General features: G+C 62.8%; 30 protein-coding genes. 23 read left to right on the forward strand and 7 right to left on the reverse strand.

Features of this window, described 5'->3' with window-relative positions:
• Positions 1-37: 37 nt before the first annotated feature.
• From J4E08_RS08650 to arsB, 7 genes are all read left to right on the forward strand, one after another.
• On the forward strand, positions 38-1,210 hold the full coding sequence (locus tag J4E08_RS08650) for an acetyl-CoA C-acyltransferase (RefSeq protein ID WP_349538125.1): 1,173 nt from the start codon (positions 38-40) through the stop codon (positions 1,208-1,210).
• A gap of 98 nt (positions 1,211-1,308) precedes the next feature.
• Complete coding sequence (msrC, locus tag J4E08_RS08655) at positions 1,309-1,767, forward strand: free L-methionine (R)-S-oxide reductase MsrC (RefSeq protein ID WP_349538126.1); 459 nt, start codon at positions 1,309-1,311, stop codon at positions 1,765-1,767.
• A 73-nt stretch (positions 1,768-1,840) separates the two neighbouring features.
• On the forward strand, positions 1,841-2,473 hold the full coding sequence (locus tag J4E08_RS08660) for a LysE family translocator (RefSeq protein WP_349538127.1): 633 nt from the start codon (positions 1,841-1,843) through the stop codon (positions 2,471-2,473).
• Positions 2,474-2,498: 25 nt separating this feature from the next.
• Positions 2,499-3,389 (forward strand): homocysteine S-methyltransferase family protein, encoded by an 891-nt coding sequence (locus J4E08_RS08665; protein WP_349538129.1) that lies wholly within the window; start codon positions 2,499-2,501, stop codon positions 3,387-3,389.
• A gap of 21 nt (positions 3,390-3,410) precedes the next feature.
• Positions 3,411-3,548 carry a hypothetical protein gene (locus J4E08_RS08670; RefSeq protein ID WP_349538130.1) on the forward strand — a complete coding sequence of 46 codons (138 nt, stop codon included), beginning with the start codon at positions 3,411-3,413 and terminating at the stop codon, positions 3,546-3,548.
• 9 nt (positions 3,549-3,557) lie between these two features.
• Positions 3,558-4,202, forward strand: a complete 645-nt coding sequence (locus J4E08_RS08675) for an RluA family pseudouridine synthase (protein ID WP_349538131.1) — start codon at positions 3,558-3,560, stop codon at positions 4,200-4,202.
• A gap of 102 nt (positions 4,203-4,304) precedes the next feature.
• The gene (arsB, locus tag J4E08_RS08680; protein ID WP_502949262.1) at positions 4,305-5,324 is read left to right on the forward strand and encodes an ACR3 family arsenite efflux transporter; all 1,020 of its coding nucleotides are present in this window, start codon (positions 4,305-4,307) and stop codon (positions 5,322-5,324) included.
• 94 nt (positions 5,325-5,418) lie between these two features.
• Here the strand turns inward: arsB and J4E08_RS08685 are convergent, their stop codons facing one another.
• Entirely contained in the window at positions 5,419-6,858 is a 1,440-nt protein-coding gene (locus tag J4E08_RS08685) for an aldehyde dehydrogenase family protein (RefSeq protein ID WP_349538133.1), read from the reverse strand.
• A gap of 202 nt (positions 6,859-7,060) precedes the next feature.
• Between J4E08_RS08685 and J4E08_RS08690 the strand changes: the two genes are divergently transcribed.
• The 7 genes from J4E08_RS08690 (at position 7,061) to J4E08_RS08720 (ending at position 12,182) form a co-directional block, all read left to right on the forward strand.
• Positions 7,061-7,714, forward strand: coding sequence for a peroxiredoxin (locus J4E08_RS08690; RefSeq protein ID WP_349538134.1), 654 nt, complete (start codon positions 7,061-7,063; stop codon positions 7,712-7,714).
• A gap of 193 nt (positions 7,715-7,907) precedes the next feature.
• Positions 7,908-8,285 (forward strand): hypothetical protein, encoded by a 378-nt coding sequence (locus J4E08_RS08695; protein ID WP_349538135.1) that lies wholly within the window; start codon positions 7,908-7,910, stop codon positions 8,283-8,285.
• Positions 8,286-8,321: 36 nt separating this feature from the next.
• Complete coding sequence (locus tag J4E08_RS08700) at positions 8,322-9,377, forward strand: succinylglutamate desuccinylase/aspartoacylase family protein (RefSeq protein ID WP_349538136.1); 1,056 nt, start codon at positions 8,322-8,324, stop codon at positions 9,375-9,377.
• Positions 9,378-9,412: 35 nt separating this feature from the next.
• Positions 9,413-10,201, forward strand: a complete 789-nt coding sequence (locus J4E08_RS08705; RefSeq protein WP_349538137.1) for an exodeoxyribonuclease III — start codon at positions 9,413-9,415, stop codon at positions 10,199-10,201.
• A 201-nt stretch (positions 10,202-10,402) separates the two neighbouring features.
• The gene (gene trxA, locus J4E08_RS08710) at positions 10,403-11,320 is read left to right on the forward strand and encodes a thioredoxin (protein WP_349538138.1); all 918 of its coding nucleotides are present in this window, start codon (positions 10,403-10,405) and stop codon (positions 11,318-11,320) included.
• A gap of 41 nt (positions 11,321-11,361) precedes the next feature.
• Positions 11,362-12,003, forward strand: a complete 642-nt coding sequence (locus J4E08_RS08715) for an LON peptidase substrate-binding domain-containing protein (RefSeq protein ID WP_183963616.1) — start codon at positions 11,362-11,364, stop codon at positions 12,001-12,003.
• Positions 12,000-12,182: a Trm112 family protein gene (locus tag J4E08_RS08720; protein WP_349538139.1), complete on the forward strand. Its 183-nt coding sequence runs from the start codon at positions 12,000-12,002 to the stop codon at positions 12,180-12,182. The genes J4E08_RS08715 and J4E08_RS08720 overlap by 4 nt, the downstream gene beginning before the upstream one ends.
• 49 nt (positions 12,183-12,231) lie before the next feature.
• On the opposite strand, the gene J4E08_RS08725 is transcribed toward J4E08_RS08720, so the two are convergent.
• Positions 12,232-13,197 carry a threonine ammonia-lyase gene (locus tag J4E08_RS08725; RefSeq protein WP_349538140.1) on the reverse strand — a complete coding sequence of 322 codons (966 nt, stop codon included), beginning with the start codon at positions 13,195-13,197 and terminating at the stop codon, positions 12,232-12,234.
• A gap of 99 nt (positions 13,198-13,296) precedes the next feature.
• On the opposite strand from J4E08_RS08725, the gene J4E08_RS08730 reads away from it, so the two are divergent.
• The 3 genes from J4E08_RS08730 (at position 13,297) to rpsO (ending at position 15,408) form a co-directional block, all read left to right on the forward strand.
• Positions 13,297-13,827, forward strand: coding sequence for a DUF1643 domain-containing protein (locus J4E08_RS08730; protein ID WP_349538141.1), 531 nt, complete (start codon positions 13,297-13,299; stop codon positions 13,825-13,827).
• Positions 13,828-13,905: 78 nt separating this feature from the next.
• Entirely contained in the window at positions 13,906-14,985 is a 1,080-nt protein-coding gene (locus tag J4E08_RS08735; RefSeq protein WP_349538142.1) for a hypothetical protein, read from the forward strand.
• Positions 14,986-15,138: 153 nt separating this feature from the next.
• Positions 15,139-15,408, forward strand: a complete 270-nt coding sequence (gene rpsO / locus J4E08_RS08740; RefSeq protein ID WP_183963601.1) for a 30S ribosomal protein S15 — start codon at positions 15,139-15,141, stop codon at positions 15,406-15,408.
• 115 nt (positions 15,409-15,523) lie between these two features.
• Here rpsO and J4E08_RS08745 read toward each other — a convergent pair whose 3' ends face one another.
• The 3 genes from J4E08_RS08745 to J4E08_RS08755 form a co-directional block, all read right to left on the reverse strand.
• Positions 15,524-16,132 carry a glutathione S-transferase family protein gene (locus J4E08_RS08745; protein ID WP_349538143.1) on the reverse strand — a complete coding sequence of 203 codons (609 nt, stop codon included), beginning with the start codon at positions 16,130-16,132 and terminating at the stop codon, positions 15,524-15,526.
• A gap of 74 nt (positions 16,133-16,206) precedes the next feature.
• A complete protein-coding gene (locus J4E08_RS08750; RefSeq protein WP_349538144.1) occupies positions 16,207-17,460 on the reverse strand; it encodes a cation:proton antiporter in 1,254 nt (417 codons plus the stop codon).
• A 104-nt stretch (positions 17,461-17,564) separates the two neighbouring features.
• Positions 17,565-18,257: a nitroreductase family protein gene (locus tag J4E08_RS08755; protein ID WP_349538145.1), complete on the reverse strand. Its 693-nt coding sequence runs from the start codon at positions 18,255-18,257 to the stop codon at positions 17,565-17,567.
• A 248-nt stretch (positions 18,258-18,505) separates the two neighbouring features.
• On the opposite strand from J4E08_RS08755, the gene pnp reads away from it, so the two are divergent.
• A complete protein-coding gene (pnp, locus tag J4E08_RS08760; RefSeq protein ID WP_349538146.1) occupies positions 18,506-20,641 on the forward strand; it encodes a polyribonucleotide nucleotidyltransferase in 2,136 nt (711 codons plus the stop codon).
• A gap of 102 nt (positions 20,642-20,743) precedes the next feature.
• Here the strand turns inward: pnp and J4E08_RS08765 are convergent, their stop codons facing one another.
• Positions 20,744-21,553 (reverse strand): DUF2711 family protein, encoded by an 810-nt coding sequence (locus J4E08_RS08765; RefSeq protein WP_349538147.1) that lies wholly within the window; start codon positions 21,551-21,553, stop codon positions 20,744-20,746.
• 262 nt (positions 21,554-21,815) lie between these two features.
• Here J4E08_RS08765 and J4E08_RS08770 point away from each other — a divergent pair, with 262 nt between their 5' ends.
• Positions 21,816-22,163, forward strand: a complete 348-nt coding sequence (locus J4E08_RS08770; RefSeq protein ID WP_349538481.1) for a YigZ family protein — start codon at positions 21,816-21,818, stop codon at positions 22,161-22,163.
• 267 nt (positions 22,164-22,430) lie between these two features.
• Here J4E08_RS08770 and J4E08_RS08775 read toward each other — a convergent pair whose 3' ends face one another.
• Positions 22,431-23,117 carry a response regulator transcription factor gene (locus J4E08_RS08775; RefSeq protein ID WP_183963581.1) on the reverse strand — a complete coding sequence of 229 codons (687 nt, stop codon included), beginning with the start codon at positions 23,115-23,117 and terminating at the stop codon, positions 22,431-22,433.
• Between the two features lie 150 nt (positions 23,118-23,267).
• Between J4E08_RS08775 and ribA the strand changes: the two genes are divergently transcribed.
• The 4 genes from ribA to J4E08_RS08795 are packed head-to-tail and all read left to right on the forward strand — an operon-like array spanning position 23,268 to position 26,534.
• Positions 23,268-24,350, forward strand: coding sequence for a GTP cyclohydrolase II (ribA, locus tag J4E08_RS08780; protein ID WP_246429279.1), 1,083 nt, complete (start codon positions 23,268-23,270; stop codon positions 24,348-24,350).
• A 20-nt stretch (positions 24,351-24,370) separates the two neighbouring features.
• Complete coding sequence (locus tag J4E08_RS08785; protein ID WP_349538148.1) at positions 24,371-24,973, forward strand: hypothetical protein; 603 nt, start codon at positions 24,371-24,373, stop codon at positions 24,971-24,973.
• Between the two features lie 44 nt (positions 24,974-25,017).
• Positions 25,018-26,019, forward strand: coding sequence for an LLM class flavin-dependent oxidoreductase (locus J4E08_RS08790; protein WP_349538149.1), 1,002 nt, complete (start codon positions 25,018-25,020; stop codon positions 26,017-26,019).
• Positions 26,016-26,534 (forward strand): L,D-transpeptidase family protein, encoded by a 519-nt coding sequence (locus tag J4E08_RS08795; RefSeq protein WP_349538150.1) that lies wholly within the window; start codon positions 26,016-26,018, stop codon positions 26,532-26,534. Before J4E08_RS08790 ends, J4E08_RS08795 begins: the two co-directional genes overlap by 4 nt.
• Positions 26,535-26,764 lie beyond the last annotated feature (230 nt).

Here is a 26,764-nt window from a genome sequence, read left to right on the forward strand (position 1 = left end):
ATTGGGTATGCATTGGAGAACGAAGGGGAGAGAGACGATGAAAGACGTGGTGATTACCGGAGCCTCGCGCACGCCGATGGGCGGATTTCAGGGTGTTTTCGACGGGGTGCCCGCTGCCACATTGGGAGGCGCGGCGATTCGCGCCGCTTTGGTCCAGGCCGGGGCGCCGCAGGTGGATGAATTGCTGATGGGCTGTGTCTTGCCTGCCGGGCAGGGGCAGGCTCCGGCGCGGCAGGCAGGCTTTGCCGCTGGCCTGGGCGATGAGGTGCCCGCCACCACGCTGAACAAGATGTGCGGCTCCGGCATGAAAGCCGCGATGATGGCCTGGGACCGGCTGGCGCTTGGCGATGCGCAGACCATCGTCGCCGGCGGCATGGAGAGCATGACCGAAGCCCCCTACATCTTGCCAAAGATGCGGGGTGGCGCGCGCATCGGCCACAGCCAGGTCGTGGACCACATGTTCCTCGACGGGCTGGAGGATGCCTATGACAAGGGCCGTCTCATGGGCACCTTTGCCGAGGACTGTGCGGAGGCGTTTCAATTCACCCGCGAGGCGCAGGACCAATACGCCCTGGCCTCCCTGTCCAACGCGCTGGAGGCGGAGCGCACCGACGCATTTGACCGGGAGATCACGCCGGTCACGCTGCACCTCCGCCACGGCGAAGAAATCATCACGCGCGACGAGCAACCCGGCAAGGCCCGTCCCGAGAAGATCCCGATGCTCAAACCCGCATTCCGCAAAGACGGCACCGTGACGGCGGCCAACAGCTCGTCGATCTCCGACGGGGCGGCGGCGCTGGTGTTGACCACGCTGGAGGCGGCAGAGGCTGCAGGCACCACGCCACGCGCCCGGATTCTGGGCCATTCCAGCCACGCGCAGGCGCCCAAGGACTTCCCCACGGCGCCTGTCCCGGCGGCACGCAAGCTGCTGGACCGCATCGGGTGGAAGGTATCCGACGTCGACCTGTGGGAGGTGAACGAAGCCTTCGCCGTGGTGCCCATGGCGTTCATGCATGAACTGGGCCTGCCCCGCGACATCGTGAACGTGAACGGCGGTGCCTGCGCGCTGGGCCATCCCATCGGTGCCTCCGGCGCGCGGATCATCGTCACATTGTTGAACGCACTGGAAAAACGCGGGCTGAAGCGTGGCGTGGCAGCTATTTGCATCGGCGGTGGCGAAGGTACGGCCATCGCCATCGAACGCATGTAACATCGACGGATGCGCTGCCGCGCGCTGTTTCTTTGCGCCAAAATACTCCGGGGGGCGGGGGCTGGCCCCCCGTCGCGCCGCGTGCCAAAAGCGACGCCATGACCGTTGACTACTCAGACCTCAGAAAATCCATCGCCGCCCTGACCGAGGGCGAGACGGATGCCGTCGCCCTCATGGCCACTGTTGCCTGCGAGGTGCATCACGCCGATGATCGCTTTCACTGGACGGGCTTTTACCGCGTCACCGCGCCGGAGCTGTTGAAGATCGGCCCGTACCAGGGCGGCCATGGGTGCCTTGTGATTCCCTTTGCGCGAGGCGTCTGCGGGGCCTGCGCGCGCACGGGCGAGGCGCAGATCGTGGCGGATGTGGACGCGTTTCCCGGCCATATCGCCTGCGCCAGCTCCACCCGGTCGGAATTGGTCCTGCCAGTGCGCGATGGCGCGGGACGGCTGCTTGGGGTCTTTGACCTCGACAGCGATTTCCCAGATGCCTTCACCCAAGGCGATGCCGACGCGCTTCAGGCGATCCTTGATGATGCGTTCGGGAACGCGGTGTGAGGACGAGCGAGTATTGCGGATGCGGTCCCCTGACCCGCGCCGGATGCCCCTGTCACCCGCACGAAGACGCTAAATGACGCCGCAGGCTTGGCTGGTCTTCGCGGGGTTCTGGGTGCTGTTTGTCACCTCGCCGGGGCCGAATGCTGCGAATTGCATTCAGACCGGGATGACACATGGCTTCCGTCGCGCTTTGTGGGGGGTGTTGGGCATCCTGTCGCAGGCGGCACTGTTTCTGGGGCTGTCCGCGGCCGGGGTGACGGCGCTGATCGCGGCCTCTCCGACGGCGTTTCTCGTGGGCAAGCTGGCAGGCGCAGCGCTGTTGGTCTGGCTGGGTTTGCGCAATTGGCGACGTGCGGCGCGGCCCCTGGGGGAGACCGACGTGGCGCAGGGCGAACCTGCGCGGGCGATCTGGCTGCGTGCCTTCCTTGTGGCAACAATCAACCCCAAGTCCGTGGCCGGCTACCTCGCCGCATTCTCGCAATTTGTCATGGAGGATGTGCCGATCGCACAGCAGATGGTCGTCATCGTGCCCACGGCACTGACCATCACCTTTCTCAGCTACGCCACGTACACGGCGCTTGGCGCGTGGCTGGGACGGCGGGCGCTGTCGGCACTTGCCAACGTCGCAATCCGACGCTTGCTGGCGGGGTGCTTTATCTTCTACGGGCTGGCGTTGGGAGCATCGGCGATTCCGACGCTGTCGTGAGACATGCCATGAGAAAGGCGCACGTATGCAGGTGACACTTCTGGACGGCGGGATGGGGCAGGAGCTGGTTCATCGCGCGGGCGACCCACCCACACCGCTGTGGTCGACGCAGGTGATGATGGATCACCCCGGTCTGGTGCAACAGGTCCACGCGGACTATTTCGCCGCCGGGGCGACGGTTGCGACCGCGAACACCTATGCGCTTTTGCGGGACCGTCTGAAGGTCGCCGGCATCGAGGGCCGCTACGAGGAACTGATCGACGCCGCGATGCGAGAGGCCGTTGCCGCGCGCACGGCGCATGGATCGGGGCGCATTGCGGGCTGCACCGGGCCGCTCGGCGGCAGCTATCGCCCTGACAATCATCCGGCGACTGCCGAGGCTGTGCCGCTTTATGCCGAACAGGCCCGCTTGATGGCCCCGTTTGCCGATTTGATGATCGCGGAGACGGCGGCCTCCGTGCAGATGGCGCAGGCCATGTCGGAGGGGGTGTTGAGCGCGGGCAGGCCGTTTTGGCTGGCGGTGACGGTGGATGACACCGATGGCACCCGGCTGCGGTCAGGCGAGCCATTGGCGGATGTGCTGCCGGTTCTGCGCGATGGTGCGGCGGCGGTTTTGGTGAACTGCTCGGTCCCGGAGGTGATGCCTGCCGCCCTGGATATCGTATCCCGCAGCGGTCTGCCGTGCGGGGCCTACGCCAATGCCTTTACGCACATCACCGAGGATTTTCGCCGCGATGCGTCGACGGTTGAGGCACTGAGCGCGCGGTCCGATATGGGACCGCTGGACTATGCGGATCATGCCTTGTCCTGGCTCGATCATGGGGCCACCATTCTTGGCGGTTGCTGCGAGACGGGACCGGCGCATATCGCCGAGATCGCCAGACGTCTGACGGCCGCCGGACACGAGATCGTCTGACCGATTAAAGGAGGCTCTGTCATGACGCTGCCCGGTCAGGCCCGTGTGGTCATCATTGGCGGCTTCGTCATCGGCGCGTCGGTTTTTATCCGGACACCACCGGGCCACAGGCGCAATTGCGTCGCAGCGCCCCCTTGCACCCTGGCTGGCGATCAGTAGGGAAGGGGCATGAGCGAATACATGCCCCCCTCTGGTGAGATCCCCGTGTTGCACGAAGACAGCGATCTGCTGATCGTCGACAAACCGGCGGGCCTTTTGTCCGTGCCGGGCAAGGGGCCGGAGCTGGCCGATTGTCTGCTGACAAGACTGGAGTCGGCCTTTCCCACGGCGCGTCTGATCCATCGGCTGGACCGCGACACCTCTGGCGTGATGGTGTTTGCCCTGACGGCCCATGCGCAAAAACACCTCAACCTGCAGTTCGAGCAGCGAAAGACAAAGAAAACCTATGTCGCCCGGGTCAAGGGACGGTTGGAGCCCAAGACCGGGGATGTGGATCTGCCGCTGATCGTGGATTGGCCAAATCGCCCGCGGCAGATGGTCTGCCACGAGACGGGCAAGGCCGCGCTCACCGGGTATCGCGTGCTGAAGGCGTCGGACGAAGAAAGCCGCGTGCGCCTGTTTCCGCACTCCGGGCGGACACACCAGCTGCGCGTGCACATGCTGTCACTGGGGCATCCGATCCTTGGGGATGAGCTGTACAACCCGGAGACGGCAAGCCAATACCCGCGCATGATGCTGCACGCCGAGGAATTGCGTGTGAACCATCCCGAAAACGGCAAAGGTATGACATTTCGGGCCAACGCGCCGTTCTGAGGCGCGTCATGGCGCTGTCATACGTCGTCGCTAGGCACGGTTTTCCGATGGCCAGGATGAAAAGGATCAGACATGACCAAAACCGTCCCTGACACGGCCCCGATGGGCAGGTTTGAACGGCTGCTGACCGTCTGGGTGGCAATGGCCATGGGGGCTGGCATCGCCATGGGTTTGCTGGCGCCGGGCCTTATACAGGCCATCGCGGCGGCAGAGGTCGCGTCGATCAACCTCGTGGTCGCGGTGCTGATCTGGGCGATGGTCTTTCCGATGATGGTAGGCGTGGATTTCGGTGCTCTCAAAGGTGTGGCCCGGCAACCGCGCGGGCTGCTGGTGACATTGGTGGTGAACTGGCTGATCAAACCGTTCACCATGGCCGCGCTGGCGGTGCTCTTCTTCGAGGTGATCTTTGCCCGCTGGATCGCACCCGAGGATGCAGCGCAATACATCGCCGGGCTGATCCTGCTTGGGGCCGCGCCCTGCACTGCGATGGTCTTCGTCTGGTCGCAACTGACCCGTGGCGACGCAACCTATACACTGGCACAGGTTTCTGTGAACGACGTCATCATGGTCTTTGCCTTTGCGCCCATCGTTGGCTTCTTGCTTGGCGTCACGGAAATTGCGGTGCCTTGGGAAACGCTGGTGCTTGCGACGCTGCTATATGTGCTGTTGCCGCTGCTGGCAGGTCTGGCAACGCGACGGGCGCTGGGCACGCAGGCGCGGATCGACGCCTTCACGGCCCGCGTTAAACCGCTGTCGATCCTGGGTCTGATCGTCACAGTCGCGATTCTGTTTGGCCTGCAGGCTGACCAGATCCTGTCCAAACCTACGGTGATCTTGCTGATCGCAGTGCCCATTGTGATTCAGAGCTACGGCATTTTCGCGCTGGCCTACGGCGCAGCCTATGCGCTGAAGGTGCCGCACCGGATCGCCGCTCCCTGCGCCCTGATCGGCACGTCGAACTTCTTTGAGCTGGCGGTGGCGGTGGCAATCTCGCTCTTCGGCCTGAACTCCGGCGCCGCGCTGGCAACGGTTGTCGGGGTGCTGGTCGAAGTCCCGGTGATGCTGTCGCTTGTGGCCTATGCCAACCGAACCCGACCGCGCTTTGCCGCATCTCAAGACTGAGGCAACGCCCACAGGTCTTTGATCGCGCCTGCCTGTGTGCTTCGCAAACACCTGGCAGGGGTAGGGGGGAGGCAGCGCCTCCCCCCTCGTTCGCTTATTCGGAGGCCCAGCCCGAAACAGCCTTGACCTCGACAAAGTCATGGATGCCCCAGGAGCCGCCTTCGCGCCCGTTTCCGGACGCCTTCATGCCGCCAAAGGGCGCGCCCGCGCCGCGTGACTGGCCGTTCATCTCGACCATGCCGGACCGCAGCTGACGCGCCAGGCGGTGACGACGATCAACGTCGGTGGACTGCACATAGTTGGTCAGACCGTAGGGCGTGTCGTTGGCAACCGCGACGGCTTCTTCCTCGGTCTCGAACTTCATGATCGACAGCACCGGGCCAAAGATCTCTTCACGGGCGATGGTCATGTCGTTGGTGACATCTGCAAAGACCGTGGGACGCACGTAGAATCCCTTGTTCAGACCGTCGGGACGGCCCGTGCCGCCAGCCACAAGGCGCGCGCCTTCGTCGATGCCCTTCTGGATCAGATCCTGAATCTTCGACCATTGCGTGGCGTTGACCACCGGACCGATGTGGCGTCCGTCCTCGGACGGCGGTCCCACCTGCACCTTGTTGGCGGTGGCGGCGGCTTCTTCGACGGCGGCGTCGTAGCGCGAGGCTTCGACCATCATGCGCGACGGAGCGTTGCACGACTGCCCGGAGTTGTTCATCATGTGAAGAACGCCGCGCTTCACGGCCTTTTCGTCGGCGTCGGCAAACACGAGGTTCGCGCCTTTGCCGCCAAGCTCCAGGTGCACGCGCTTCAGGCTTTCAGCCGCGGCTTTGGAAATCGCAATGCCTGCGCGGGTGGAACCGGTAAAGCTGACCATGTCCACATCGGGGTGCGACGACAGTTGCGAGCCGACGCCCGCGCCGTCACCGTTCACAAGGTTGAAGACCCCCGGCGGCAGGTCGGCTGCGTCCATGATCTCCGCAAAGATCATCGCATCGAGCGGGCTTTCTTCCGACGGTTTCAGCACCATCGTATTGCCCGCGACCAGCGCCGCGCCGACCTTCAGCGTGACCTGATTCATCGGCCAGTTCCACGGCGTGATCAGCGCACAGACCCCCACGGCCTCGTGACGGATGAGCGTGTCCGGCGTGTCGGCATTCAGCGGCTTTTCCCACTCGAATGCCTTGGCGGCGGCAATGAAGTTCTTCAGATGCGACAAGCCGGCCCCGACCTGCGAGGTGCTGGCCAGTGCAATGGGCGCGCCCATTTCGGTGGAGATCGCCTTTGCCAGATCTTCGGTGCGTGTCTTGTAAGCCGCATAGACGCGTTCCAGTGCGGCGATGCGGTCCTCGGGCGACGTCGCCATCCAGCCGGGCAGGGCGGCCTTTGCGGCGGCCACGGCGGCGTCGGTATCTGCCTGTGCCCCCAGCGAGATCACCGCGCAGGCGTCCTCTGTCGCGGGGTCGATGACCTCGTGGTCGTTGGGGTGTGCCGGGTCTACCCAGACACCGTTGATGTAAAACTGACGCTTGTCGAGCATTGCTGTTTCTCCCGATCGCTGCACCCCATCTGCCGTCTGGCTGGACACGGGCGCGTGTTTTCTCCCGACCGGACGGTCGGGTTATGGCGGCACTCTGTCACTGCGCGTTGAGGCGTGCAAGGGAGGGGTTTACATGCGTCAGGCCGAACGTATCTAAGATAGACAATTGCCCAAAGCGGGCAGACAGAGAGAGGACACCACTATGTCACTGCGCATCAACGACGAGATTCCGAACCTGCATGTCACCACCGATCTGGGAGAGTACGACCTGCATGACTGGATCGGCGACAGCTGGGCGATCCTGTTCTCGCATCCCAAGGATTTCACCCCGGTGTGCACCACCGAATTCGGCGCCGTGGCCCAGCTGTCGGAGGAATGGGCCAAGCGCGGCACCAAGGTCATGGGCATCTCCGTCGATGGCGCCGAGGAGCACAAGAACTGGAAGGGCGACATCGAGTCCTTTGGCGGGGCCAAGGCCGGCTTTCCGATCATCGCCGACAACGATCTAAAGGTGGCCAAGGCGCTCGACATGCTGCCCGCCGAAGCCTACCTGCCCGATGGCCGTACGCCGGCAGACAGCGCAACAGTGCGCTCGGTCTTCATCGTGTCGCCGGACAAAAAGGTCCAGCTGACGATGACCTACCCGATGTCCGTGGGCCGCAACTTTGCCGAAATCCTGCGCGCACTGGACGGGTTGCAGCGCACCTGGGGCCAGCCGCTGGCGACGCCCGCCAACTGGGAAACTGGCCAGGACGTGATCGTCGCCCTGTCGCTGGACAACGATGCCGCCACCGAGAAATACGGCGAGCTGGACATCAAGCTTCCCTATCTGCGGTTCGCCAAGAACCCTGCGTAAGCGCTGGCTTTACGCAATTTGACGCGCCCCGGTCGAAAGGCCGGGGCGTTTGCCATTTTCCTTTTGGCACAGCGCGCGGTGAGGCCGTAGGTTTACCCTGTTTTCATTCAGGAGGTTCCGTGACGCTCATTGCCGGAACACGCACCCGCGCGACATTATACCGCTCGGCTTTCATCAGGAGCACGGCGACACCGTGCAGGACCACGCGCCACTCAACCAAGGCTTGGCTTCAAAGGGCGACCTTGTGCTGGCGTCGGTGAATGCGGGCAACACGCCGTCTTTGCAGGTCGGTCTTGGCGGCGTGAAGGGGGCCTTTGCCAAAGTTCTGGCGCAAACCGCCACAAACACGATTGCGGCGGTCGCGGTCTTCAACGCGACGGCATCTCAGGGGGGCATTCCGCCTGTCGAAGCAGCGCGGCTGTGCCTTTATAGCTCCGGCTATTATCGTAAAAAGAGCGTAGATATGGCGAATGTGGCCAAGGCCATCTACAAGGGCGCCCGACAGGGGCTGATCGACTCGGATCTGGACCTCGCGGAAATTCAGATGCCGGTCGGACACCGGGGCGTATGACCCTCTGTTCGCGGCGGTACAGGAGATGTTGAACCCTTGAGCCCTCGAACTACGCTAGCCCCTTTCACTCTGGGCGGTGAGACCATCGCGCCGGGTTCCCGCCGCACGGTGGATCTGCCCGTGTCTGTTCTGTCCGATCACACGCCGGTCAACCTGTCGGCGCATGTGGTGCACGGGCGCAAGCCCGGACCGGTGATGTTCGTTTCGGCGGCCATTCACGGGGACGAGGTCATCGGGGTGGAAATCGTGCGCCGCCTGCTGCGCGCCGCGCCGATCAACCGATTGTCAGGCACGCTGATTGCAGTGCCGATCGTGAACTCCTTCGGGTTTCTCAACCAGTCGCGATATCTGCCGGACCGGCGCGACCTGAACCGCTGCTTTCCCGGCCACGAACGGGGGTCGCTCGCCGCGCGGCTGGCGCAGCTTTTCATGTCCGAAGTTGTGGCACGCTGCGATGTGGGTATTGACCTGCATTCGGCTGCGGTTGGGCGGGACAACCTGCCTCAGATCCGCCTGACACCGGGATCAAAGCGGCTGCGAGAGCTGGGCGATGCCTTTGCGGCGCCGGTCACCATGATCTCCAAGGTGCGCGAAGGGTCGCTGCGGTTGTCGGCGGGGGAGGCCGGGGTGGATGTGCTGCTGTATGAGGCCGGCGAAGGGCTGCGGTTTGACGAATTCGCTGCGCGCGCCGGGGTGGCGGGCATCCTGCGGGTGATGGAAAAGCTGGAAATGATCGGCCAGCGCGGCGTGCCCAAAGCGCGCGGCCTGTCGGTGTTCTGCGACAATTCAGGCTGGGTGCGCGCGCCCACCGGTGGACTGTTGCGCACGCTCAAGGCCTGTGGCGATTGGGTCGAGGCAGGCAACGTTCTGGGCCTGGTGTCGGACCCGTTCGGCGAGAATGAATCGGAGCTGCTGGCCGAGTTCGATGGCATTGTCGTCGGGCGGACCAACCTGCCGGTGGTGAACGAGGGCGACGCGCTGTTCCACATCGCGGAACCGGCGTTGAAGAAACATGCCGAAGCGGCGGCAGAGGAGGGCTTTGACGCCCACCACGACGGCCAACCCCTTTTCGACGAAGACGAAATCATCTGACATATCAAGGGGCAAGCGCCCCGAAAGGAGAGCCGATGGCGTTCACGCTGGCGACCTGGAACATCAACTCAGTGCGGCTTCGGGCCGGACTGGTGGAAACGCTCCTGACCCAGGAGGCCCCGGACGTCTTGTGCCTGCAGGAGTGCAAATCACCGGTGGATCAGATCCCGCTGGAGCGGTTTGCCGCCTTGGGCTACGGACACATGGTCGCGCGCGGCCAGAAGGGGTATAATGGTGTGGCGATCCTGTCCAAACTGCCGCTGGAGGACGTGGGCGACCGCGATTTCGCCGGGTTGGGACATTCGCGCCATGTGGCGGCGCGCCTGGAAAACGGTGTTGTCGTGCACAACTTTTACGTTCCGGCGGGCGGTGACGAGCCGAACCGCGAAAAGAACGAGAAATTCGGTCAGAAGCTGGATTACCTCTCGGAGATGCGCGACTGGTTCCACGAGGACCGCCCGGAAAAGGCAATTCTCGTTGGCGACCTGAACATCGCTCCGCGCGAGGACGACGTCTGGGATCACAAGAAGCTGCTCAAGATCGTGTCGCACACGCCTGTCGAGGTTGAGGCGCTGAACGCGGCTATGGAGGCCGGGGCCTGGGTCGACGTGACGCGTCAGGACATCACCGAGGGCAAGCTCTATTCGTGGTGGTCCTATCGCGCAAAGGATTGGTCTGCTGCGGACAAGGGCCGCCGTCTGGACCACATATGGGCCACGCCCGATATTTCGTCGTCGGCCTATGGATCCCGCATACTGCGCGATGCGCGCGGGTGGGAAAAGCCCTCGGACCATGCTCCGGTGTTCGCGACCTTTGATGTCTGAACGCAAGGTGCTGTGAGGCACGTGGGTTTTGGACCGGGTGTGAAGCCTTGGCGCCTTTTGAAGATCGGACTGAACCGACCTGACGGAAACGCTGCTGGGCAGTGATCAAGGCAAAGCGTCTTTGGAGGCTGCCCTTGCATCACTGCCATCAGTGCGCCATCTAAGCCATCAAACGCGCATTCAGCCCAGAGGGGAAAGATCATGGACCTCAATCTACAGCCGCAGGGCGGTCAGCCGGGCGATCTGGTGAAGGACATCACCGAAGCCGACTTCATGGCAGAGGTGGTCGAAGCCTCGCAAGAGACGCCGATTATCGTCGATTTCTGGGCGCCGTGGTGCGGCCCGTGCAAGCAGCTTGGCCCGGCTTTGGAAAAGGTCGTCACCGAAGCCAAAGGCGCGGTGAAGATGGTCAAGGTCAACGTTGACCAGGCGCAGATGATTGCCAGCCAGCTCCAGATCCAGTCGATCCCGACGGTATATGCCTTTTACAAAGGGCAGCCTGTGGATGGCTTCCAAGGCGCGTTGCCGGAATCCGAGCTGAAGGCCTTCGTCGCGCGCGTTGTCGAGGCCGGGGGCGGTGAAGCCCCGGAGGATGGCCTGAGCGAGGCGCTGGACACTGCGGACGAGATGCTGGAGCAAGGCGCCGCGGCGGATGCGCTGGAGATCTACGCTGCGGTTCTGGAAGAGGACGCCACCAGCGCACGCGCCTTTGCCGGGATGGTCCGGTGCCAGATTTCGCTTGGCGATCTGGAGCAGGCGGAGGCCATTCTGAACGGTGCACCCGTGGAAATTTCCAAGGCCCCCGAGCTTGAGGCCGCGCACGCACAACTGGAACTGGCCAAGCAGGCGGCAGGCGCCGGGCCGGTCGGTGAGCTGCAGGCGCAGGTCGAGGCCAATCCCGACGACCATCAGGCGCGGTTTGATCTGGCGCAGGCGTTGCACGCCAATGGCGATGCAGAGGGTGCCGTGGCGCAGTTGCTGGAGCTTTTCCAGCGCGATCGCGAGTGGAACGACGGTGCGGCAAAGACGCAGCTTTTCACAGTTTTCGATGCGCTCAAACCCAACGATCCGGTTGTTCTGAATGGCCGCCGCAAGCTTAGCTCAATGATATTTCTTTGAGGACGATTGCTTGACCCAAGGAGCGGCCTAGGTTGGAAAACATGATACGTCTCACCGACCTCCCAGACACCATCGCCGTCTTCCCTTTGCCCGGGGCTCTTTTGCTGCCCCGGTCAAGACTGCCGCTGCACCTCTTTGAGCCGCGCTATCTGCAAATGCTGGACGATTGTCTGAAAACAGACACGCGGCTGATCGGTATGATCCAGCCATCCGCGGGGCCAAAAGGGGCGTCCACGGCGGTGCACCGCATCGGCTGCGCCGGTCGCGTGACACAGTTTTCGGAAACGGAAGACGGGCGCTACATGGTGACCCTCGCGGGCATCTCGCGCTTTCGCACGGTCGAGGAAGTAGAAGGCTTTCAGCCGTACCGCCGCTTCCGTGTGGATTGGACAGGCTTTGATCGGGACCAAGGCGGGGCGGAGCATGACGATGGCTTTGACCGCGACCGGATGATGGCTCTGCTCAACCGGTTCTTTGAAGCCCGTGATCTGTCCGCAGACTGGGAAACCTTGCGCGAGGCGGATGACGAGCTTCTGATCAACTCGCTTGCCATGTTGCTGGACTTTGGCCCTGAAGATAAACAGGCCCTGTTGGAAGCGCCTTCGTTGCAGACACGTCGTGAAACGCTGATAACGCTGATTGAATATGCTCTGCGGGGCGGCGAAGGGGATGTGATGCAATGACCGTTACGGAATTTGACCGGCGTATGCTGGAAGCGCTGATTTGCCCCGTAAGCCAAGCGCGCCTGGACTACGACATCGACCGCCAGGAATTGATCAGCGAAAAAGCCGGGCTGGCCTTTCCGATCCGGGATGGCATTCCGGTGATGCTGGTGGACGAGGCGCGCCGGCTCGCCCCCTGACGAAGATCAAGGGGCAGGCCAAGTCATCAAGGTTCCTGCCCCCTAAGCGTCAAATGTAGGTCAGCGCACGGGCGAAGGTTGCCGGATCCGTGTTGCCGCCAGAGATGGTGCATATCACCGTATCGGCTGTGATATCCGCGCTGAACAGGGCGGCGGCCAAGGCGACGGCGCCACCAGGTTCTGCCACCAATTTCAGATGCCGAAACGCCAATGCCATGGCCCGCAGCACCTCCTCGTCGCTCACCACCAAGCCGGGACCGCACAGCTTTTGCGTGATCGGGAAGGTCAGCTCCCCCGGTTGTGGTGTCAGGATGGCGTCGCACAGCCCACCCGCCTCAACCGGATTGACCTCGCGGATGCCGGATTTCAGGGATCGTGCCGTGTCATCAAAGCCTTGCGGTTCGACCGGGCGGGGACGCAGGCCGGGGGCCTCGGCCTCCAGCGCCAACGCGATGCCTGCGGTCAGGCCGCCGCCGCCGCAACAGACCAGAACGTCGCCCTCCGACACCCCCAGCTCGAAGGCCTGCGCGGCGATTTCCAAGCCGCATGTGCCTTGTCCGGCGATGACCTGCGGTTCGTCGTAAGGCTTGACCAGCGTCAGCCCGCGTTCCTGTGCCAGACGCGCACCGATCTCCTCGCGCTTTTCGCGCCCACGATCGTAGAGGACGACCTCAGCCCCGTAGCTGCGCGTGCCTTCGATCTTGAGCGCAGGCGCGTCGGAGGGCATCACGATCACCGCTGGCGCGCCGAAAATCTGGGCTGCGCGTGCGATGCCCTGGGCGTGGTTGCCAGAGCTGAAAGCGATAACACCGCGCCCGCGCATCTCCGGGGTCATTGCGGACAAGGCGCTGTAGGCCCCGCGAAACTTGAAGCTGCCGGTGTGCTGCAGGCACTCCGGTTTGACCAGAACCCGACGCCCGGCCAAGGCATCCAGCGCGGGTGCATGCAGGAGGGGCGTGCGGCGGGCGATCCCGTCCAGCCGTGCGGCAGCGGCAGTGATCATCTCGATATTCATGGCGGGCTCCGGAATGCGATGCTTCGCGCGCACAGGACGCACCCGGACGCGCTATGTCAATAGGTTGCAGGGACGGCGAAACCCAAGCAATCTGCGCGTATGATCGAGCGGCGTGCGACCGAAGGAAATGTCGAAAGTTGGGGGTATTATTCGCCTTGCGATGTCTATCGCTATGGCCTTCGCAGGGTCTGGGGGCCGGGGAATGAACTGCTGTACGTCATGCTCAACCCCTCCACGGCAACAGAGGTGGCGAACGATCCAACGATTGAACGGTGTCAGCGGCGCGCGGTGAAATTGGGGTTCGGCGGCATGCGGATCGCCAATCTCTTCGCCTTTCGCGCCATGCATCCGCGCGATTTGAAGCGGGCCAGCGATCCCGAAGGGCCTGAGAACGCAGGGCTTTTGCATGACTGGTCGGGCAAGGCTGAAGTGACGCTTGCGGCTTGGGGCGTGCATGGCGTCCTCAACGGGCAATGCGGACGTGTGGCCGGTCTGTTGCAGGGCGACGTGCGGCATCTCGGGCTGACAAAGGACGGTCACCCGCGCCACCCACTCTATGTTTCCTATGACGTCTTGCCGCAGCCTTGGCCGGTGGCACGACGATATGAGGGGCGGGAGGCGTTTCCTTAATCGTTTTACGGGAAACTCTTTGGAGAGACTCGGGTTGTTTGTGATGCTCCGACTGGTTTCTTCGAAGGGTCGAAAGGTATGTTTTTTCTCGCAGGTGTGCTTGGCATGATGGCGCTGGGGTCCGTGGTGATCGCCAGCACCGGCGGCCTGCAAGAAGATGATGAGCTGCCCGAACAGGATATCCCCGATACTGGAACACAACTGACCGACGATCTGATTTTGGATGATGACCCCGGTTCTATGGGCGACGACGTGGGCGATCCAGCCGGCAGTGATGCGAACGACGGCACGGGGGGCGACGATGCGAATGCGGGTGTTGCCGAAAACGGTGTCACCGACCGGATGGCGGCAGGCGAAGGCGTGTTCGACAGCGGCGTCACCGACAATATGCCCGGCGGAGCGGGGGTGGTCGATACAGGGGAAACGCTTGTTCTGATTTCACCCGAAGCGGCCGTCGACAGCGGCGGCGAAGACGAAGATGGCGACGCCACCGAACCAGACGGCGTTTCGGGTGCGCCGCCCAGTCTGCCCGGCGATGCGTCTGCGTTGAAAGCGCCAATGTCCCCGATGGGCAACGAAGAGGCGGCCACCGGGTCGCTCTTTGCACGCTTGGGTCTGATCAACATGGCGGGTCTTGATGGTGAACCGGGGATCGGCACGGCAGGCGTGCCAGCCGGCAGTCCTGAGGCCGATGATATCGCAAGCACCGAGGCGGATACGCTGTCCGGTGACTTCAGCAATGATGCGTCGAGTGGTGGCTCGGGGGGCGACATTCAGAGCGGCGTTGCCTCGGATGAGACCGAGTTGAATGCGGAGGGCAGCAACGCGCCATATTCCGGTGCGGCTGATACCGTTTCACTTGGCGCTGAGGGGGGCGAGGGGGCGGACGCGATGATGCCGGGCCATTGGCTCACCGGCGAGGCCGCAACGATGATGGACTACGACGCGGCAGAGGATCAGATCGTCATCGTCTATGACGATTCGGCATTAGACACCGCACCCGAGGTTGAGATACGCGTTTCCAAGACAAATTCCGATGTGACGGAAATCCTCTTGAATGGTCAGGTTCTGACCATGCTTCCGACGGCGGATGCGCCGGCGCTCGACCAGCTTTTTCTGGTGGGCGAAAGCCTGGCGGCGCAGGTGGCATTGGCCTGACACCGCAGTGCGGCGCGATTTCCCCTTCCCAATGTGGTTGGAATCGCGTAAGCGCAGCCATCCGGGCGGGGCCTTACGGTTCCGCATCTCCACGGGCCTTGCTGGACGACATCCCGGCTCGCGCCATTACCCCTTTGATTAAAGGAGACCCCGATGTCGATTACGGTCGAAGAAAAAAACCGCCTGATGAAGGAATTCGCAACCAAGGAAGGCGACACCGGTTCCCCGGAAGTACAAGTCGCAATCCTGACGTCGCGCATCACCACCCTGACTGAGCACTTCAAGACCCACAAGAAGGACAACCACTCCCGTCGTGGTCTTCTGAAGCTCGTCGCGCAGCGCCGTAAGCTGCTCGATTACCTCAAGGGCAAGGAAGAGGCGCGCTACCGTGACCTCATCCAGCGCCTCGGCATCCGCCGCTAAGCGTATTTATCCGAACGCACGTTACGCGTTCGAGGGACAGGGAAACGCCCGCTCCGATTTTCGGCGCGGGCGTTTTTCTTTGGCGTGGTCGTGCGTGGATGCCCCGCAGTGAGGGTCAGGCGGCCATCGCGGCCTGATCACGCTGCCATGTACGCTGCGCGGAAGGGCGTGCCTGCATCCGTTCATGCCAGTCACGCACCCCGTCTTGGTCCGGCAAAAGGTCTGGCATCCAGTTGAACAGCGAGTGCACCATCAGATCGGCGACGCTGTAAGTCTCGCCCAAGAGCCACTGCTGCCCCCCGAGCGTTGTGGTCAGCCGTTCGACCAGATCGTCCCAACCGCGAAACGTGCTTTGGAACAGAGGGTTATTAATACCGGCCACCTTGGCGAGAGTGACAGGCTCTACGACACCGGTGTTCCACGCCAGCCATTCCAGACATTTCGCGCGGTCCGGCGTGCCGATAGCGGGCATCAGGCCCGCGTCCGGAAAAACATCGCACAGGTGCTGCGCTATGGCGATGCTCTCGACGATCACTGTGCCATCGTGGTCCAACGCGGGAACCTTCTTGTCGGGGTGGGGATTGGCCGGGTCCGCCGCGCCGCTTCCATCGCTGCGCTTGATTGAGGTCATATGGATGTCAACGTGGTCCTGCGCGCCGAGGTCATCGATAAGGGTTACGAGGCGCGAGGAGCGTGACATCGGCGAATGATAGAGGGTCATCATGGAGAACATCCTTTGTGTGTGATGCCCTCAGACTAGCGGTCGGTGCTGTCACTTTCTGGCAGCACCGACACGGGTCAGACAAGATCCGGTTCGCGCCCGACCTTGTTGGCAAGCTTGCCCACCGTCAGCCCCTGCACGATGATCGAAAAGACGACGATCACGTAGGTCACGGTCAGGATCAGCGGCTTCCATTCGCTGTCAGGCAGCGACAAGGCCAGCGCGACGGAGATGCCGCCCTTCAGTCCGCCCCATGTCATGATCGGCAAAACGCCGGGTGCGAAGGTCTGGAACGGCTTCAGCAGCGCCAGCGGTACCGCCACCGCGACGAGCCGCCCGATCAAGGACAAGGCGATGCAAATGAAGCCGGTCACCAGCATGTCCATTTCCAGTTGCACGGCAAAGATTTCCACGCCGATCAGCATGAAAAGCACGGCGTTCAGGATTTCGTCCACCAGAACCCAGAATTTCTCGACATATTCGCGGGTCAGTTCGGACATGCCTTTCGCCGCACCGATGTCGCCGATCAGCAGGCCCGAGCAGACAGCGGCGATGGGGGCCGAGACATGCAGCGTGATCGCCAGCTCGTAACCGCCAAAGGCCAGTCCGAGGGTCATCAGCACTTCCAGCGAATAGTCGTCGATGTGGCGCATGACGCGGAAGGTGAGCCAGCCGAGCACCAAGCCCAGAGCCGCCCCGCCGAGAGCCTCCTGGACAAACAGCAGCAGCGCGCCGGTGACGGCGTCGTGGTCCCCGTCGTGAGAGGCCGCCGGATAGGCGAGGCCGACGAGGACCAGGAAAACGACATACCCGACGCCGTCGTTGAACAGGCTTTCGCCCGCCACCTGAGTTTCCAATGATTTGGCCAGATTGGCTTCTTTCAGAACGCCCATCACGGCGACCGGGTCAGTTGGGGAGACCACAGCGCCGAATATCAGCGCCACCAGCAGCGGCGCACCTGTGAGCCAGTGAAAGCCAATGCCGATCACGGCGGTGGACAGGGCGACACCGATGGTCGCCATCAGCAGCACCGTGGGCCAGACGGCCTTGAGATCCGAAAGCTTCACATGAAGGGCGCCAGCAAAGAGCAGAAACCCCAACATGCCTTCGAGCAGCGTATCGGAAAAGTCGATACCGGTCACAAGAATTCGCAGATCGTCGCCCAGCGTGATGCTGGGCACCAGGGCGTCTACCCCAAGCGCGGCCATGGAGGTCAGCAGCGCGACCACAAGGATGCCGATGGCGGAAGGCAGTTTGAAAACAAAGTAATTCACCACCCCGAAGGCAGCGGCCAGAACAATAAGAAACGAGGTGATCTGAAGCAGGCTCATGGTATGTCACATGACTCCATTGGCGTGAAAATACGGATTTTCGCCGCGTCTATCACGCTTTCCGCGAGGCGGGACGAAAAACGCGCGCCCCTTGGCATTTCAAATCAATCCAGAGCCGTCATGATCTGGTCCAGCGGTTTCTTGATCCGTGCGGCGGAGGGGGTGGTGGCGTCTGCTGCGGCATGTCCCACCGCGAGGATCATGACCGGCTTTTCAGACGCGGGGCGCTGACACAGGTCATTGAGAAATTTCATCGGATTGGGAGTATGGGTCAGCGACGACAGGCCCGCCTGGTGCAGCGCCGCGATCAGAAAGCCGGTGGCGATGCCGACGGATTCGTTGACGTAATAATTCTTGTACCGTGTGCCATCGTCGAACTCCCCGTAGCGTTGGGCAAAGATCACGATCAGCCAAGGGGCGTCTTCGAGGTGCGGCTTGGATGGGCCGGTGCCGATCGGTTCAAGGGCCGAAAGCCACTCGTCGCCGGCGGCGCCCTCGTAAAACCGGGCCTCTTCTTCTTCGGCGGCGGCGCGCACCTGTGCCTTCAGCGCGGGATTGCCAATCGCCACGAAATGCCAGGGCTGGTGGTTGGCGCCAGATGGCGCACCACCTGCGGTGCGGATGGCGCTTTCGATCACGGCGCGCTCCACCGGGCGGGTGTCGAAATCGCGTGTGGTGCAGCGCGTGGACATGGCGTCCTCGAAGGTGCGCGCGGCGGTCAGCACCTGCGCGTCGGTTAGCGCAGGCCGCGGGGGCAGGGGCTGCGCGGTATAGCGGAGGTCGGATTTGGCAAACATTGGCGTCTCCTTGGTCCGCTGCATGGTCCGGCGGGATCACCGCGCTGTCAATCGGACCCGGCTTTTGACTCGCCGTCATGCGGAAGCGGCTTCCCAAAGACGTTATTTTCGTGTATGGCGCGACAATCTGAGACGTGACGCATTGATCCCGGCGCATGACACGATACGAGGGATCGGCGGCAATGGGGCCGCTGTGCAAACGGGGGACCCGAGAGGGCTCGGGAGTGCCTCCAGACAGGATACGCTAGATGTTTAACGAAGTGAAAAAGACACTCCAGTGGGGCGAAGAAACGCTCACGCTGGAAACCGGCAAGGTTGCACGCCAGGCCGACGGCACCGTCATCGCCACTCTGGGCGAGACCTCCGTCATGGCCAACGTGACCTTTGCCAAGCAGCAGAAGGAAGGCCAGGACTTCTTCCCGCTGACGGTTCACTACCAAGAGAAATACTACGCCGCCGGCAAGATCCCGGGCGGCTTCTTCAAGCGCGAGGCGCGGCCGACCGAGAAGGAAACGCTGACCGCCCGCCTGATCGACCGTCCGATCCGCCCGCTGTTCGTTCCCGGCTTCAAAAACGAAGTTCTGGTGATGTGCACCGTGCTGTCCCACGACCTCGTCAACGATCCTGACATCGTTGCGATGATCGCGGCCTCCGCGGCGCTGACCATCTCCGGCGCGCCCTTCATGGGGCCGATCGCAGGGTGCCGCGTCGGCTTCGAGGACGGCTCCTACGTTCTGAACCCGACCGTCGACGACATGCACGATCTGCGCAACAACCCCGAGCAGCGCCTCGATCTGGTTGTGGCAGGCACCAAAGATGCCGTCATGATGGTGGAATCCGAAGCCTACGAGCTGACCGAAGAGGAAATGCTTGGCGCGGTGATGTTCGCACACGAGCAGATCCAGCCGGTCAACGACCTCATCATCGAGCTGGCCGAAGAATGCGCGAAAGAGCCGTTCAACTTCACGCCTCCGGATTATTCCGAGCTGTTCGCCGTGGTCAAAGCCGCTGGCGAAGACAAGATGAAGGCCGCTTATGCGATCTCTGACAAGCAGGAGCGCACCGCCGCTGTTGCCGCCGTCAAGGACGAGATCAAATCCGGTCTGAGCGAAGAGCAACTGGCCGATGCCAACCTTGGCGCCGCGCTGAAAAAGCTGGAATCTCAGGTTCTGCGCTCCGACGTTGTGGTGAACAAGCGCCGCATCGACGGTCGTGCTCTGGATCAGGTGCGCTCCATCGTGTCCGAAACCGGCATTCTGCCGCGGACCCACGGTTCTGCCCTGTTCACACGCGGTGAGACTCAGGCGCTGGTCGTGACCACGCTGGGCACCGGCGACGACGAGCAATTCATCGACGCGCTGCACGGCAACTTCAAATCCAACTTCCTGCTGCACTACAACTTCCCTCCCTACTCGGTTGGCGAAGTGGGTCGTGTGAGCGGTCCGGGCCGTCGTGAAATCGGTCACGGCAAGCTCGCATGGCGCGCGTTGCAGGCGGTTCTGCCGGCGGCGACCGACTTCCCCTACACCATCCGCCTGGTCTCCGAGATCACCGAATCCAACGGCTCGTCCTCCATGGCGTCCGTGTGCGGTGGCTCCCTGTCCATGATGGACGCCGGTGTGCCGCTGAAGGCTGCCGTGGCCGGTGTGGCCATGGGTCTGGTGCTGGAAGAAGACGGCAACTACGGCATCCTGTCGGACATCCTGGGTGACGAAGATCACCTCGGCGACATGGACTTCAAAGTGGCTGGCACCGAAAACGGCATCACGTCGCTGCAGATGGACATCAAGGTCGCTGGCATCACGCCCGAGATCATGAAGACCGCGCTGGGTCAGGCCAAGGCAGGCCGCCTGCACATCCTGGAAGAGATGTCCAAGGCGATCACCGAGGCGGGCACCTTCTCCGAGCACGCGCCGCGCATCGAGACCATGAACATCCCTACCGATAAGATCCGTGAAGTGATCGGTTCGGGCGGTAAGGTCATCCGCGAAATCGTGGAAACCTCCGGTGCGAAGGTCGACATCAACGACGACGGCGTGATCAAGATCGCCTCGCCGAACGGTGAAGCCATCCAGAAGGCCTATGACATGATCTATTCGATCGTGGCAGAGCCGGAAGAAGGTCAGGTTTACAAAGGCAAGGTCGTGAAGATCGTCGACTTCGGCGCCTTCGTGAACTTCTTTGGCAAGCGTGACGGCCTCGTGCACGTCAGCCAGATCGAAAACCGTCGCCTGAACCATCCGTCGGATGTGCTGAAGGAAGGCCAGGAAGTTTTCGTGAAGCTGCTTGGCTTTGACGACCGCGGCAAGGTGCGCCTCGCCATGAAGATGGTCGATCAGGAAACCGGCACCGAGCTGGCAAAAGAAGACGAGCAGGCCGAATAAGACCTTTTGGGTCTTGGGTCGGGGTCCAGCCCCGACCTGCGTCCACGTTGCTCATATTCAGCGGGCGGTCCTTCGGGACCGCCCGTTTGCTTTTCCGGGGGGTTACTGCGAGCGGGCTTTTGGCGTCCGGTCAAAGGCATCGCGCGGATTGAACAGATCCGCATAGCTGTCAGGGTGAAGCGGCCGACACTCCAGGAAGTCCTGCGGCTGCGCCTGCTGATACAGCGCGTCGGTCACCGCAAGCAGGCCCACCACATCGTCAAACGCCCAGGTCAGGATCAGGCCCGACGCTGCCACGGCCGAGACCTTTTCCCCCGGAATGTCCTGCGCGGGGTGTGACGGCAACAGGGTTTCGGTCGGGATCGACCGGGCCCGCTCGCGCCATTCGCTCCACAGCGTGACCTTGTCCAGATCCAGCGCTTGCAGGTAGCGGCCCAGTTGCGGCTCCATAACGGCGGGCAGCAGGTCTTCCTCCGGCGAATACAGCCCCATGCTCTCGCAATGGCGGTCAAGCGCGGCGCTGATCTGAGGATCGCGGTCATCGCGGTCCACGTCCAGCGTCCACAGCCAGACAGTGCGCTCGAAGGTTTCCTGATCCGGCGCGCCGATGGCCTGACGCACAGCCTCCCAGCGGACGGGTTGGCCGGTGGTCTTGATGGTGTCGGGGAAATCCGGCGGTGCCATATCCGGGTGCGCCTGCAGAACCTGCGCCTGCACCATGGCGTCCCGCGCGCTGGCGGCGTCCATTTCGATCGGGCCAAAGACGGAGGTTGCAGGATGGTGCCCCGGAACGGTGAAGAACGGATTGAAGACCACGAAAACATGGTCGTAATCGCGCGCCCACCAGTCCCGAACAGGCACAGCGAGATCGGGGTATTCCAGGTGGCGGGGCGGTGGTTTCAAATCCGACATTCTCCAAGCTTAGCGATTGTGCCGCGCCGCTACAATCTGCGGTGCCACATGCCGCATGATGTGGTGAATATTGCGGGGAATAAACCCGGATAAATACCGACTGTCTTTGAGGGCGCTCCTGTCAAAACCCGGATCGAGGTCGCTGACCCATCCAAAACGTCACGAGCGAAAAATGGGTCTCGGCGAAACCGCCGAAGCCTGTTTCGATCAAGCGGCAGTTTGCGGTTTTGCGGGGGCGGCAGCGCTGCTAAGACTGTGCGCCATGCTGGTTCTGGAAAATATCATATCTGATCGTGGATCGCGCTATGCCGTGGCGGGCGGTCCCTGTTCTGGCGCGGATGAGGCCGCCGCCTTCCTCAAGGAGCTCAAGCGGCGCAAGAAATTCGCCAAGGCGACGCATAACACATGGGCCTGCCTCACCGAGGACGCGCCGCTGAAGAACGACGATGGGGAAAGCGGTGCAGGCATGGTGATTCTGCGGATGTTGGAACGCGAAGATCTGCGCAACGAAATCGTGGTCGTCACCCGCTGGTACGGTGGGAAGCATCTGGGTGGGGATCGCTTTCGCCATGTCCAGGAGGCCGTGCGCCAATATCTTGACGCGCGATAAGGCCATGCGCTTCGGTCTTTGGATTCCTAGCCCCACGTGACTTTGGACAGGCGCGGCAAAGCCGCCTCCCGAGGCGGCGAAGACCGGCGTTGCGACAAAAAAAAGACCCGGGCAATGCCCGGGCCAAGTCCAACAGGGAGGTGCATATGATGACCCGCATATGCGACGGGAACTTGTGTCAGGCGGCTCGCGCCGCTTGCCGTCTCTCAATACTGTATTGCCTAAACCCAAGCCCGAGAAGTTCGACCTAGGTATGGTCGCGCCGGGTCACGATACCAGTCGATAGCCGCCGGACTCCGTCACCAAAAGCTGCGCGTTCGAGGGGTCGGGCTCGATTTTCTGACGCAGGCGATAGATGTGGGTTTCCAGCGTGTGGGTCGTCACGCCTGCGTTGTAGCCCCAGACTTCGTGCAGCAGCGTGTCGCGGGGGACCACACCATCGGCGGAGCGGTAGAGGAACTTGAGGATGTTCGTCTCTTTCTCCGTCAGGCGGATCTTGCGGCTGTCCTCTGTCTCCAGCGTCTTCATCGCCGGTTTGAAGGTGTAGGGCCCGACGGTGAACACGGCGTCTTCGGACTGTTCATGCTGACGCAGCTGGGCACGGATGCGGGCGAGCAGGACCGGAAACTTGAATGGCTTGGTCACATAGTCATTGGCCCCGGCGTCAAGGCCAAGGATCGTGTCCGCATCGCTGTCGTGACCGGTCAACATCAGGATCGGTGATTTCACGCCTTGCTTGCGCATCAGGCGGCACAGCTCGCGCCCATCGGTGTCGGGCAGCCCCACATCGAGGATGATCAGGTCGTAGATCTGTTCCTTGGCACGGGCCATGGCGGTGGCGGCGCTGTCGGCCTCGAACACCTCGAAGTCCTCTGTCATGACCAGCTGTTCAGCCAGCGCTTCGCGCAGGTCCTCGTCGTCATCGACCAATAGGATGTTTCTCAGTTGTGCCATGGGTTACCTCCAGCAATTGTGACCGGCTGTTGCCTTTCATGGCAGATGGCGGCAAGCAGGGGTGCTGACAAGAATTGTGGCAGTCTTCTCACGCTCTCGTGTCTGTGAGGACGGATTGTTACAGGAAAAACCGGGTTTTGTAACGCGAGGCTGCCCATGGGACCGGATCTGACAGAATTACTGGCGCGGGCGCGGGGTGATCTGCGCATGGGCGTTCCGGTTGTGCTGCATGGAAAGGACGGCGCGGTGCTGGTGGCTGCTGCCGAAACCGTATCCGAGGTCCGCCTGGCAGAGGTGCTGGCGCTTGGTGCCGTGGATCTGGCGATCACCGGACGGCGGGCGGAGACGCTCAAGGCGCGGGCGTACGACGGCGATCTGGCGCGGGTGATCGTGCCCGGTCGTGCGGGGCTGGAGTGGGTTCAGGGCATCGCCGACCCCTCCGAGGATCTGGCGCAACCGATGAAGGGCCCTTTGGCCAGCCGCCGCGACGGTGAGGCGGTGATGCACCGGGTGGCCATCGCCCTGTGCAAGGCGGCGCGCCTTTTGCCAGCCGCCCTGGTGGTGCCGGTTCGGGCCGATTATGCCACGGGGCAGCTGCTGACCGAACTCGATGCCGTGGCCGCAGGGCCGTTGATGGCATCGCTGCACGCCTTGGGTCATGTGGTGTCCGCCCGCGTGCCGCTGCGCGCGGCAGAGAACGCGCGGTTGCATATTTTCCGCCCCGACGATGGCTCGGACGAGCATTACGCAATCGAGATCGGCCGCCCGGACCGTTCCAAGCCTGTGCTCGCGCGGCTGCATTCCGCGTGTTTTACCGGCGACCTTCTGGGCTCTTTGAAATGCGATTGCGGACCGCAGCTGAATGCGGCGCTGGCGCAGATGGGTGAGCAGGGCGAGGGGGTCTTGCTCTATCTCCAACAGGAGGGGCGCGGGATCGGTCTGGCCAACAAGATGCGGGCGTATGCCTTGCAGGATCAGGGCTTTGACACGGTGGAGGCAAACCATCGGCTGGGGTTTGAGGATGACGAACGCGATTTCCGGCTCGGCGCGCAGATCCTGGAAAAGCTTGGCTTTTCGGCGGTGCGGTTGATGACCAACAACCCTGCCAAGATTGCCATGATGACGGCCAGCGGCATTGATGTGACCGAGCGCGTGCCGCTGAAGGTCGGGCTGTCGGCACACAACGAGCGATATCTCGCGGTGAAGGCTGAGAAGTCAGGCCATCTGCTCTGAGATCTTGCGGGGAGGCCGCCATGCCCTTGCAAAATCGTGTCGACCCCTTCGGGCGGTTCACTGTCACAAAGGCCCGCGGCACACGCATGGGAAACCGCGGTATTGTGCACGACGGGCACAGCGTGATCCGTACACATGCGCATCAGAACTGGGTGTGCTGTGTCTTGAGCTTCAAGGGGCGACACCGAAAGGTCATGTCGCCGGGCACCTATACAGAGCTGTTCTTTCTGGATGAGGCGACGGCCCTGGCGGCGGGGCATCGCCCCTGTGGCGAGTGCCAGCGTGACCGATACGCTGCCTTCACGCGGATTTGGCGCGACGTTCACGGAGGGCCAGAGGCGGGGAGATCTCTGCCGCAATGCATCGACCGGATACTGCACCGGGCGCGCATCCAACGGCGCCAGAAAGTAACGTTCGAGGCAAAGGCGGCGGATTTGCCAGATGGCACCATGGTCGCCGTGGGCGCGGACGCCTACCTGATCCGGCAGGGTATCTGGCGCTGGTCGTTTGACGGGTATGCCGCTGCCAACGCTCTGCCAAAGCACGTGAAAGTGCTGACGCCGGCGCCCGTTATTCCGGTCTTGCGCGCAGGATACATGCCACAAACATATATACAGACTTGAACCGAGCGGTTCAGATCCCCATTCTTGGTTCAAAGGAGTCTGATATGCATTATTCTTTGCTCGACCTCGCGCCTGTTCCCGAAGGGTCCACCACTGCCGACGCATTGCGCAACACCGGCGCCTTGGCGCAGCACGCCGAAGGCTTGGGCTATCATCGCTACTGGCTGGCAGAGCACCACAACATGGCCGGGATCGCGTCGGCCGCGACGGCGGTGCTGATCGGTCATGTGGCCGGGCTGACCAAGACGATGCGCGTCGGTGCGGGCGGCATCATGCTGCCCAACCACGCTCCGCTCGCCGTGGCCGAGGCGTTCGGCACCTTGGCAACGCTCTATCCGGGACGGATCGACCTTGGGCTGGGACGTGCTCCGGGCGGTGATCATGCGGTGATGAAAGCGCTCGGTGTGCATCATGGCCGTGCCGAGAATTTTCCCAACGAAGTGGCTGAATTGCGCGAACTGTTCGGCGCAGAAAACCCGAACCGCGCCGTTCAGGCGCACCCCGGTGCAGGAACCGAGGTGCCGCTGTGGGTGCTTGGGTCGTCGCTGTACGGGGCGCAGGTGGCTGCCGCCCTTGGGCTGCCCTATGCCTTTGCCTCGCACTTTGCACCGGCCGCGCTGGAGCAGGCCTTCGAGGTCTATCGGCGCTACTTCAAGCCGTCTGAGACGCTGGCCAAGCCGCACGCCATGCTGGCGGTAAACCTTTTCGCCGCAGATACGGAAGGGGAGGCGCGCAAGCTTCGAACCTCGATGCAGCAGTCCTTTTACCGGTTGCGCACGGGGACGCCGGGCAAGCTGCCCCCGCCTGTGGATGATCTGTCTTCGGTCGTGCCCGAGGGGGCGATCCCGCAGGTGAACGAAGCCTTGCGCGTGACTGCCGTCGGCAATGCGGCGCAGGTGGAGCAGCAGTTGCGCGCTTTGATCGCGACGCACCGCCCCGACGAGGTGATCCTGACCGGTCACATCTATGACCATGCGGCCCGCTTGCGGTCCTTTGAGATCGGGGCGGACGCCATGCAGCGTATCAATCTGGCGCAGGCGGCATGAGCCTCAAGGCGCAGGACATGGTGCTGACCCGGCGCGGATTGCGCTTCATGGGCCAGCACTGGCCGTGCACATATGGCAAAGGCGGTGTCCGCGCCGACAAGCGTGAGGGCGACGGAGCGACCCCTGTTGGCGTGCACCGCATCACCGGACTGCTTTATCGCCCTGACCGAATGGCCCGGCCCACCGATTGGGCGGTGCCAATCCGGCCTGGTGATCTGTGGTCCGATGACCTGCGGGACGAGGACTACAATCTTATGGTTCGCGCGCCGTATCCGCACAGCCACGAAAGGCTGCGGCGCGCCGATCCGCTGTATGATTTGGTGCTGCTGACGGATTGGAATTGGCCATTTGCGCAAAGGGGCAGGGGCTCTGCGATCTTCATTCATCGTTGGCGCAGGCCGGGGTATCCGACAGAGGGCTGTGTGGCGTTTCGGCCCGACAATCTGTTGACGATCGCCAAGAGTATCACGCTGGCGACTCGTTTGATTGTGCCCGAGGCGCTGGCATCAAGCTGACCGGAGACTCGAATCGGCGGGTATTCCGGCTGATTTCCGAAAGAAATGCGGCATTAATCAAAGTGATATGACTTTCCGCGCCCCGCCTTTCCAACTGCCCGGATTTCAGGCGTCTTGTGAATTCGGGATGACCAGATAGCCCTGAAATCGGCTGGCTGCGCTGAAAATCGGCCTTGAATGGCCGCCTGTCGCCGGCCATCCCGAAACGGCCGTTGCAGTACATTGTCCTG

Origin of the sequence: Sagittula sp. NFXS13 (assembly GCF_040148795.1) — a bacterium.
GTDB lineage: Bacteria > Pseudomonadota > Alphaproteobacteria > Rhodobacterales > Rhodobacteraceae > Sagittula > Sagittula marina.

Bases quoted from the DNA above. Each gene is read 5' to 3' on its own strand.
- J4E08_RS08650 (WP_349538125.1), top strand. From the start codon at position 38: ATGAAAGACGTGGTGATTACCGGAGCCTCGCGCACGCCGATGGGCGGA.
- msrC (WP_349538126.1), top strand. From the start codon at position 1,309: ATGACCGTTGACTACTCAGACCTCAGAAAATCCATCGCCGCCCTGACC.
- J4E08_RS08660 (WP_349538127.1), top strand. From the start codon at position 1,841: ATGACGCCGCAGGCTTGGCTGGTCTTCGCGGGGTTCTGGGTGCTGTTT.
- J4E08_RS08665 (WP_349538129.1), top strand. From the start codon at position 2,499: ATGCAGGTGACACTTCTGGACGGCGGGATGGGGCAGGAGCTGGTTCAT.
- J4E08_RS08670 (WP_349538130.1), top strand. From the start codon at position 3,411: ATGACGCTGCCCGGTCAGGCCCGTGTGGTCATCATTGGCGGCTTCGTC.
- J4E08_RS08675 (WP_349538131.1), top strand. From the start codon at position 3,558: ATGAGCGAATACATGCCCCCCTCTGGTGAGATCCCCGTGTTGCACGAA.
- arsB (WP_502949262.1), top strand. From the start codon at position 4,305: ATGGGCAGGTTTGAACGGCTGCTGACCGTCTGGGTGGCAATGGCCATG.
- J4E08_RS08685 (WP_349538133.1), bottom strand. From the start codon at position 6,858: ATGCTCGACAAGCGTCAGTTTTACATCAACGGTGTCTGGGTAGACCCG.
- J4E08_RS08690 (WP_349538134.1), top strand. From the start codon at position 7,061: ATGTCACTGCGCATCAACGACGAGATTCCGAACCTGCATGTCACCACC.
- J4E08_RS08705 (WP_349538137.1), top strand. From the start codon at position 9,413: ATGGCGTTCACGCTGGCGACCTGGAACATCAACTCAGTGCGGCTTCGG.
- trxA (WP_349538138.1), top strand. From the start codon at position 10,403: ATGGACCTCAATCTACAGCCGCAGGGCGGTCAGCCGGGCGATCTGGTG.
- J4E08_RS08715 (WP_183963616.1), top strand. From the start codon at position 11,362: ATGATACGTCTCACCGACCTCCCAGACACCATCGCCGTCTTCCCTTTG.
- J4E08_RS08720 (WP_349538139.1), top strand. From the start codon at position 12,000: ATGACCGTTACGGAATTTGACCGGCGTATGCTGGAAGCGCTGATTTGC.
- J4E08_RS08725 (WP_349538140.1), bottom strand. From the start codon at position 13,197: ATGAATATCGAGATGATCACTGCCGCTGCCGCACGGCTGGACGGGATC.
- J4E08_RS08730 (WP_349538141.1), top strand. From the start codon at position 13,297: ATGATCGAGCGGCGTGCGACCGAAGGAAATGTCGAAAGTTGGGGGTAT.
- J4E08_RS08735 (WP_349538142.1), top strand. From the start codon at position 13,906: ATGTTTTTTCTCGCAGGTGTGCTTGGCATGATGGCGCTGGGGTCCGTG.
- rpsO (WP_183963601.1), top strand. From the start codon at position 15,139: ATGTCGATTACGGTCGAAGAAAAAAACCGCCTGATGAAGGAATTCGCA.
- J4E08_RS08745 (WP_349538143.1), bottom strand. From the start codon at position 16,132: ATGATGACCCTCTATCATTCGCCGATGTCACGCTCCTCGCGCCTCGTA.
- J4E08_RS08750 (WP_349538144.1), bottom strand. From the start codon at position 17,460: ATGAGCCTGCTTCAGATCACCTCGTTTCTTATTGTTCTGGCCGCTGCC.
- J4E08_RS08755 (WP_349538145.1), bottom strand. From the start codon at position 18,257: ATGTTTGCCAAATCCGACCTCCGCTATACCGCGCAGCCCCTGCCCCCG.
- pnp (WP_349538146.1), top strand. From the start codon at position 18,506: ATGTTTAACGAAGTGAAAAAGACACTCCAGTGGGGCGAAGAAACGCTC.
- J4E08_RS08765 (WP_349538147.1), bottom strand. From the start codon at position 21,553: ATGTCGGATTTGAAACCACCGCCCCGCCACCTGGAATACCCCGATCTC.
- J4E08_RS08770 (WP_349538481.1), top strand. From the start codon at position 21,816: ATGCTGGTTCTGGAAAATATCATATCTGATCGTGGATCGCGCTATGCC.
- J4E08_RS08775 (WP_183963581.1), bottom strand. From the start codon at position 23,117: ATGGCACAACTGAGAAACATCCTATTGGTCGATGACGACGAGGACCTG.
- J4E08_RS08785 (WP_349538148.1), top strand. From the start codon at position 24,371: ATGCCCTTGCAAAATCGTGTCGACCCCTTCGGGCGGTTCACTGTCACA.
- J4E08_RS08790 (WP_349538149.1), top strand. From the start codon at position 25,018: ATGCATTATTCTTTGCTCGACCTCGCGCCTGTTCCCGAAGGGTCCACC.
- J4E08_RS08795 (WP_349538150.1), top strand. From the start codon at position 26,016: ATGAGCCTCAAGGCGCAGGACATGGTGCTGACCCGGCGCGGATTGCGC.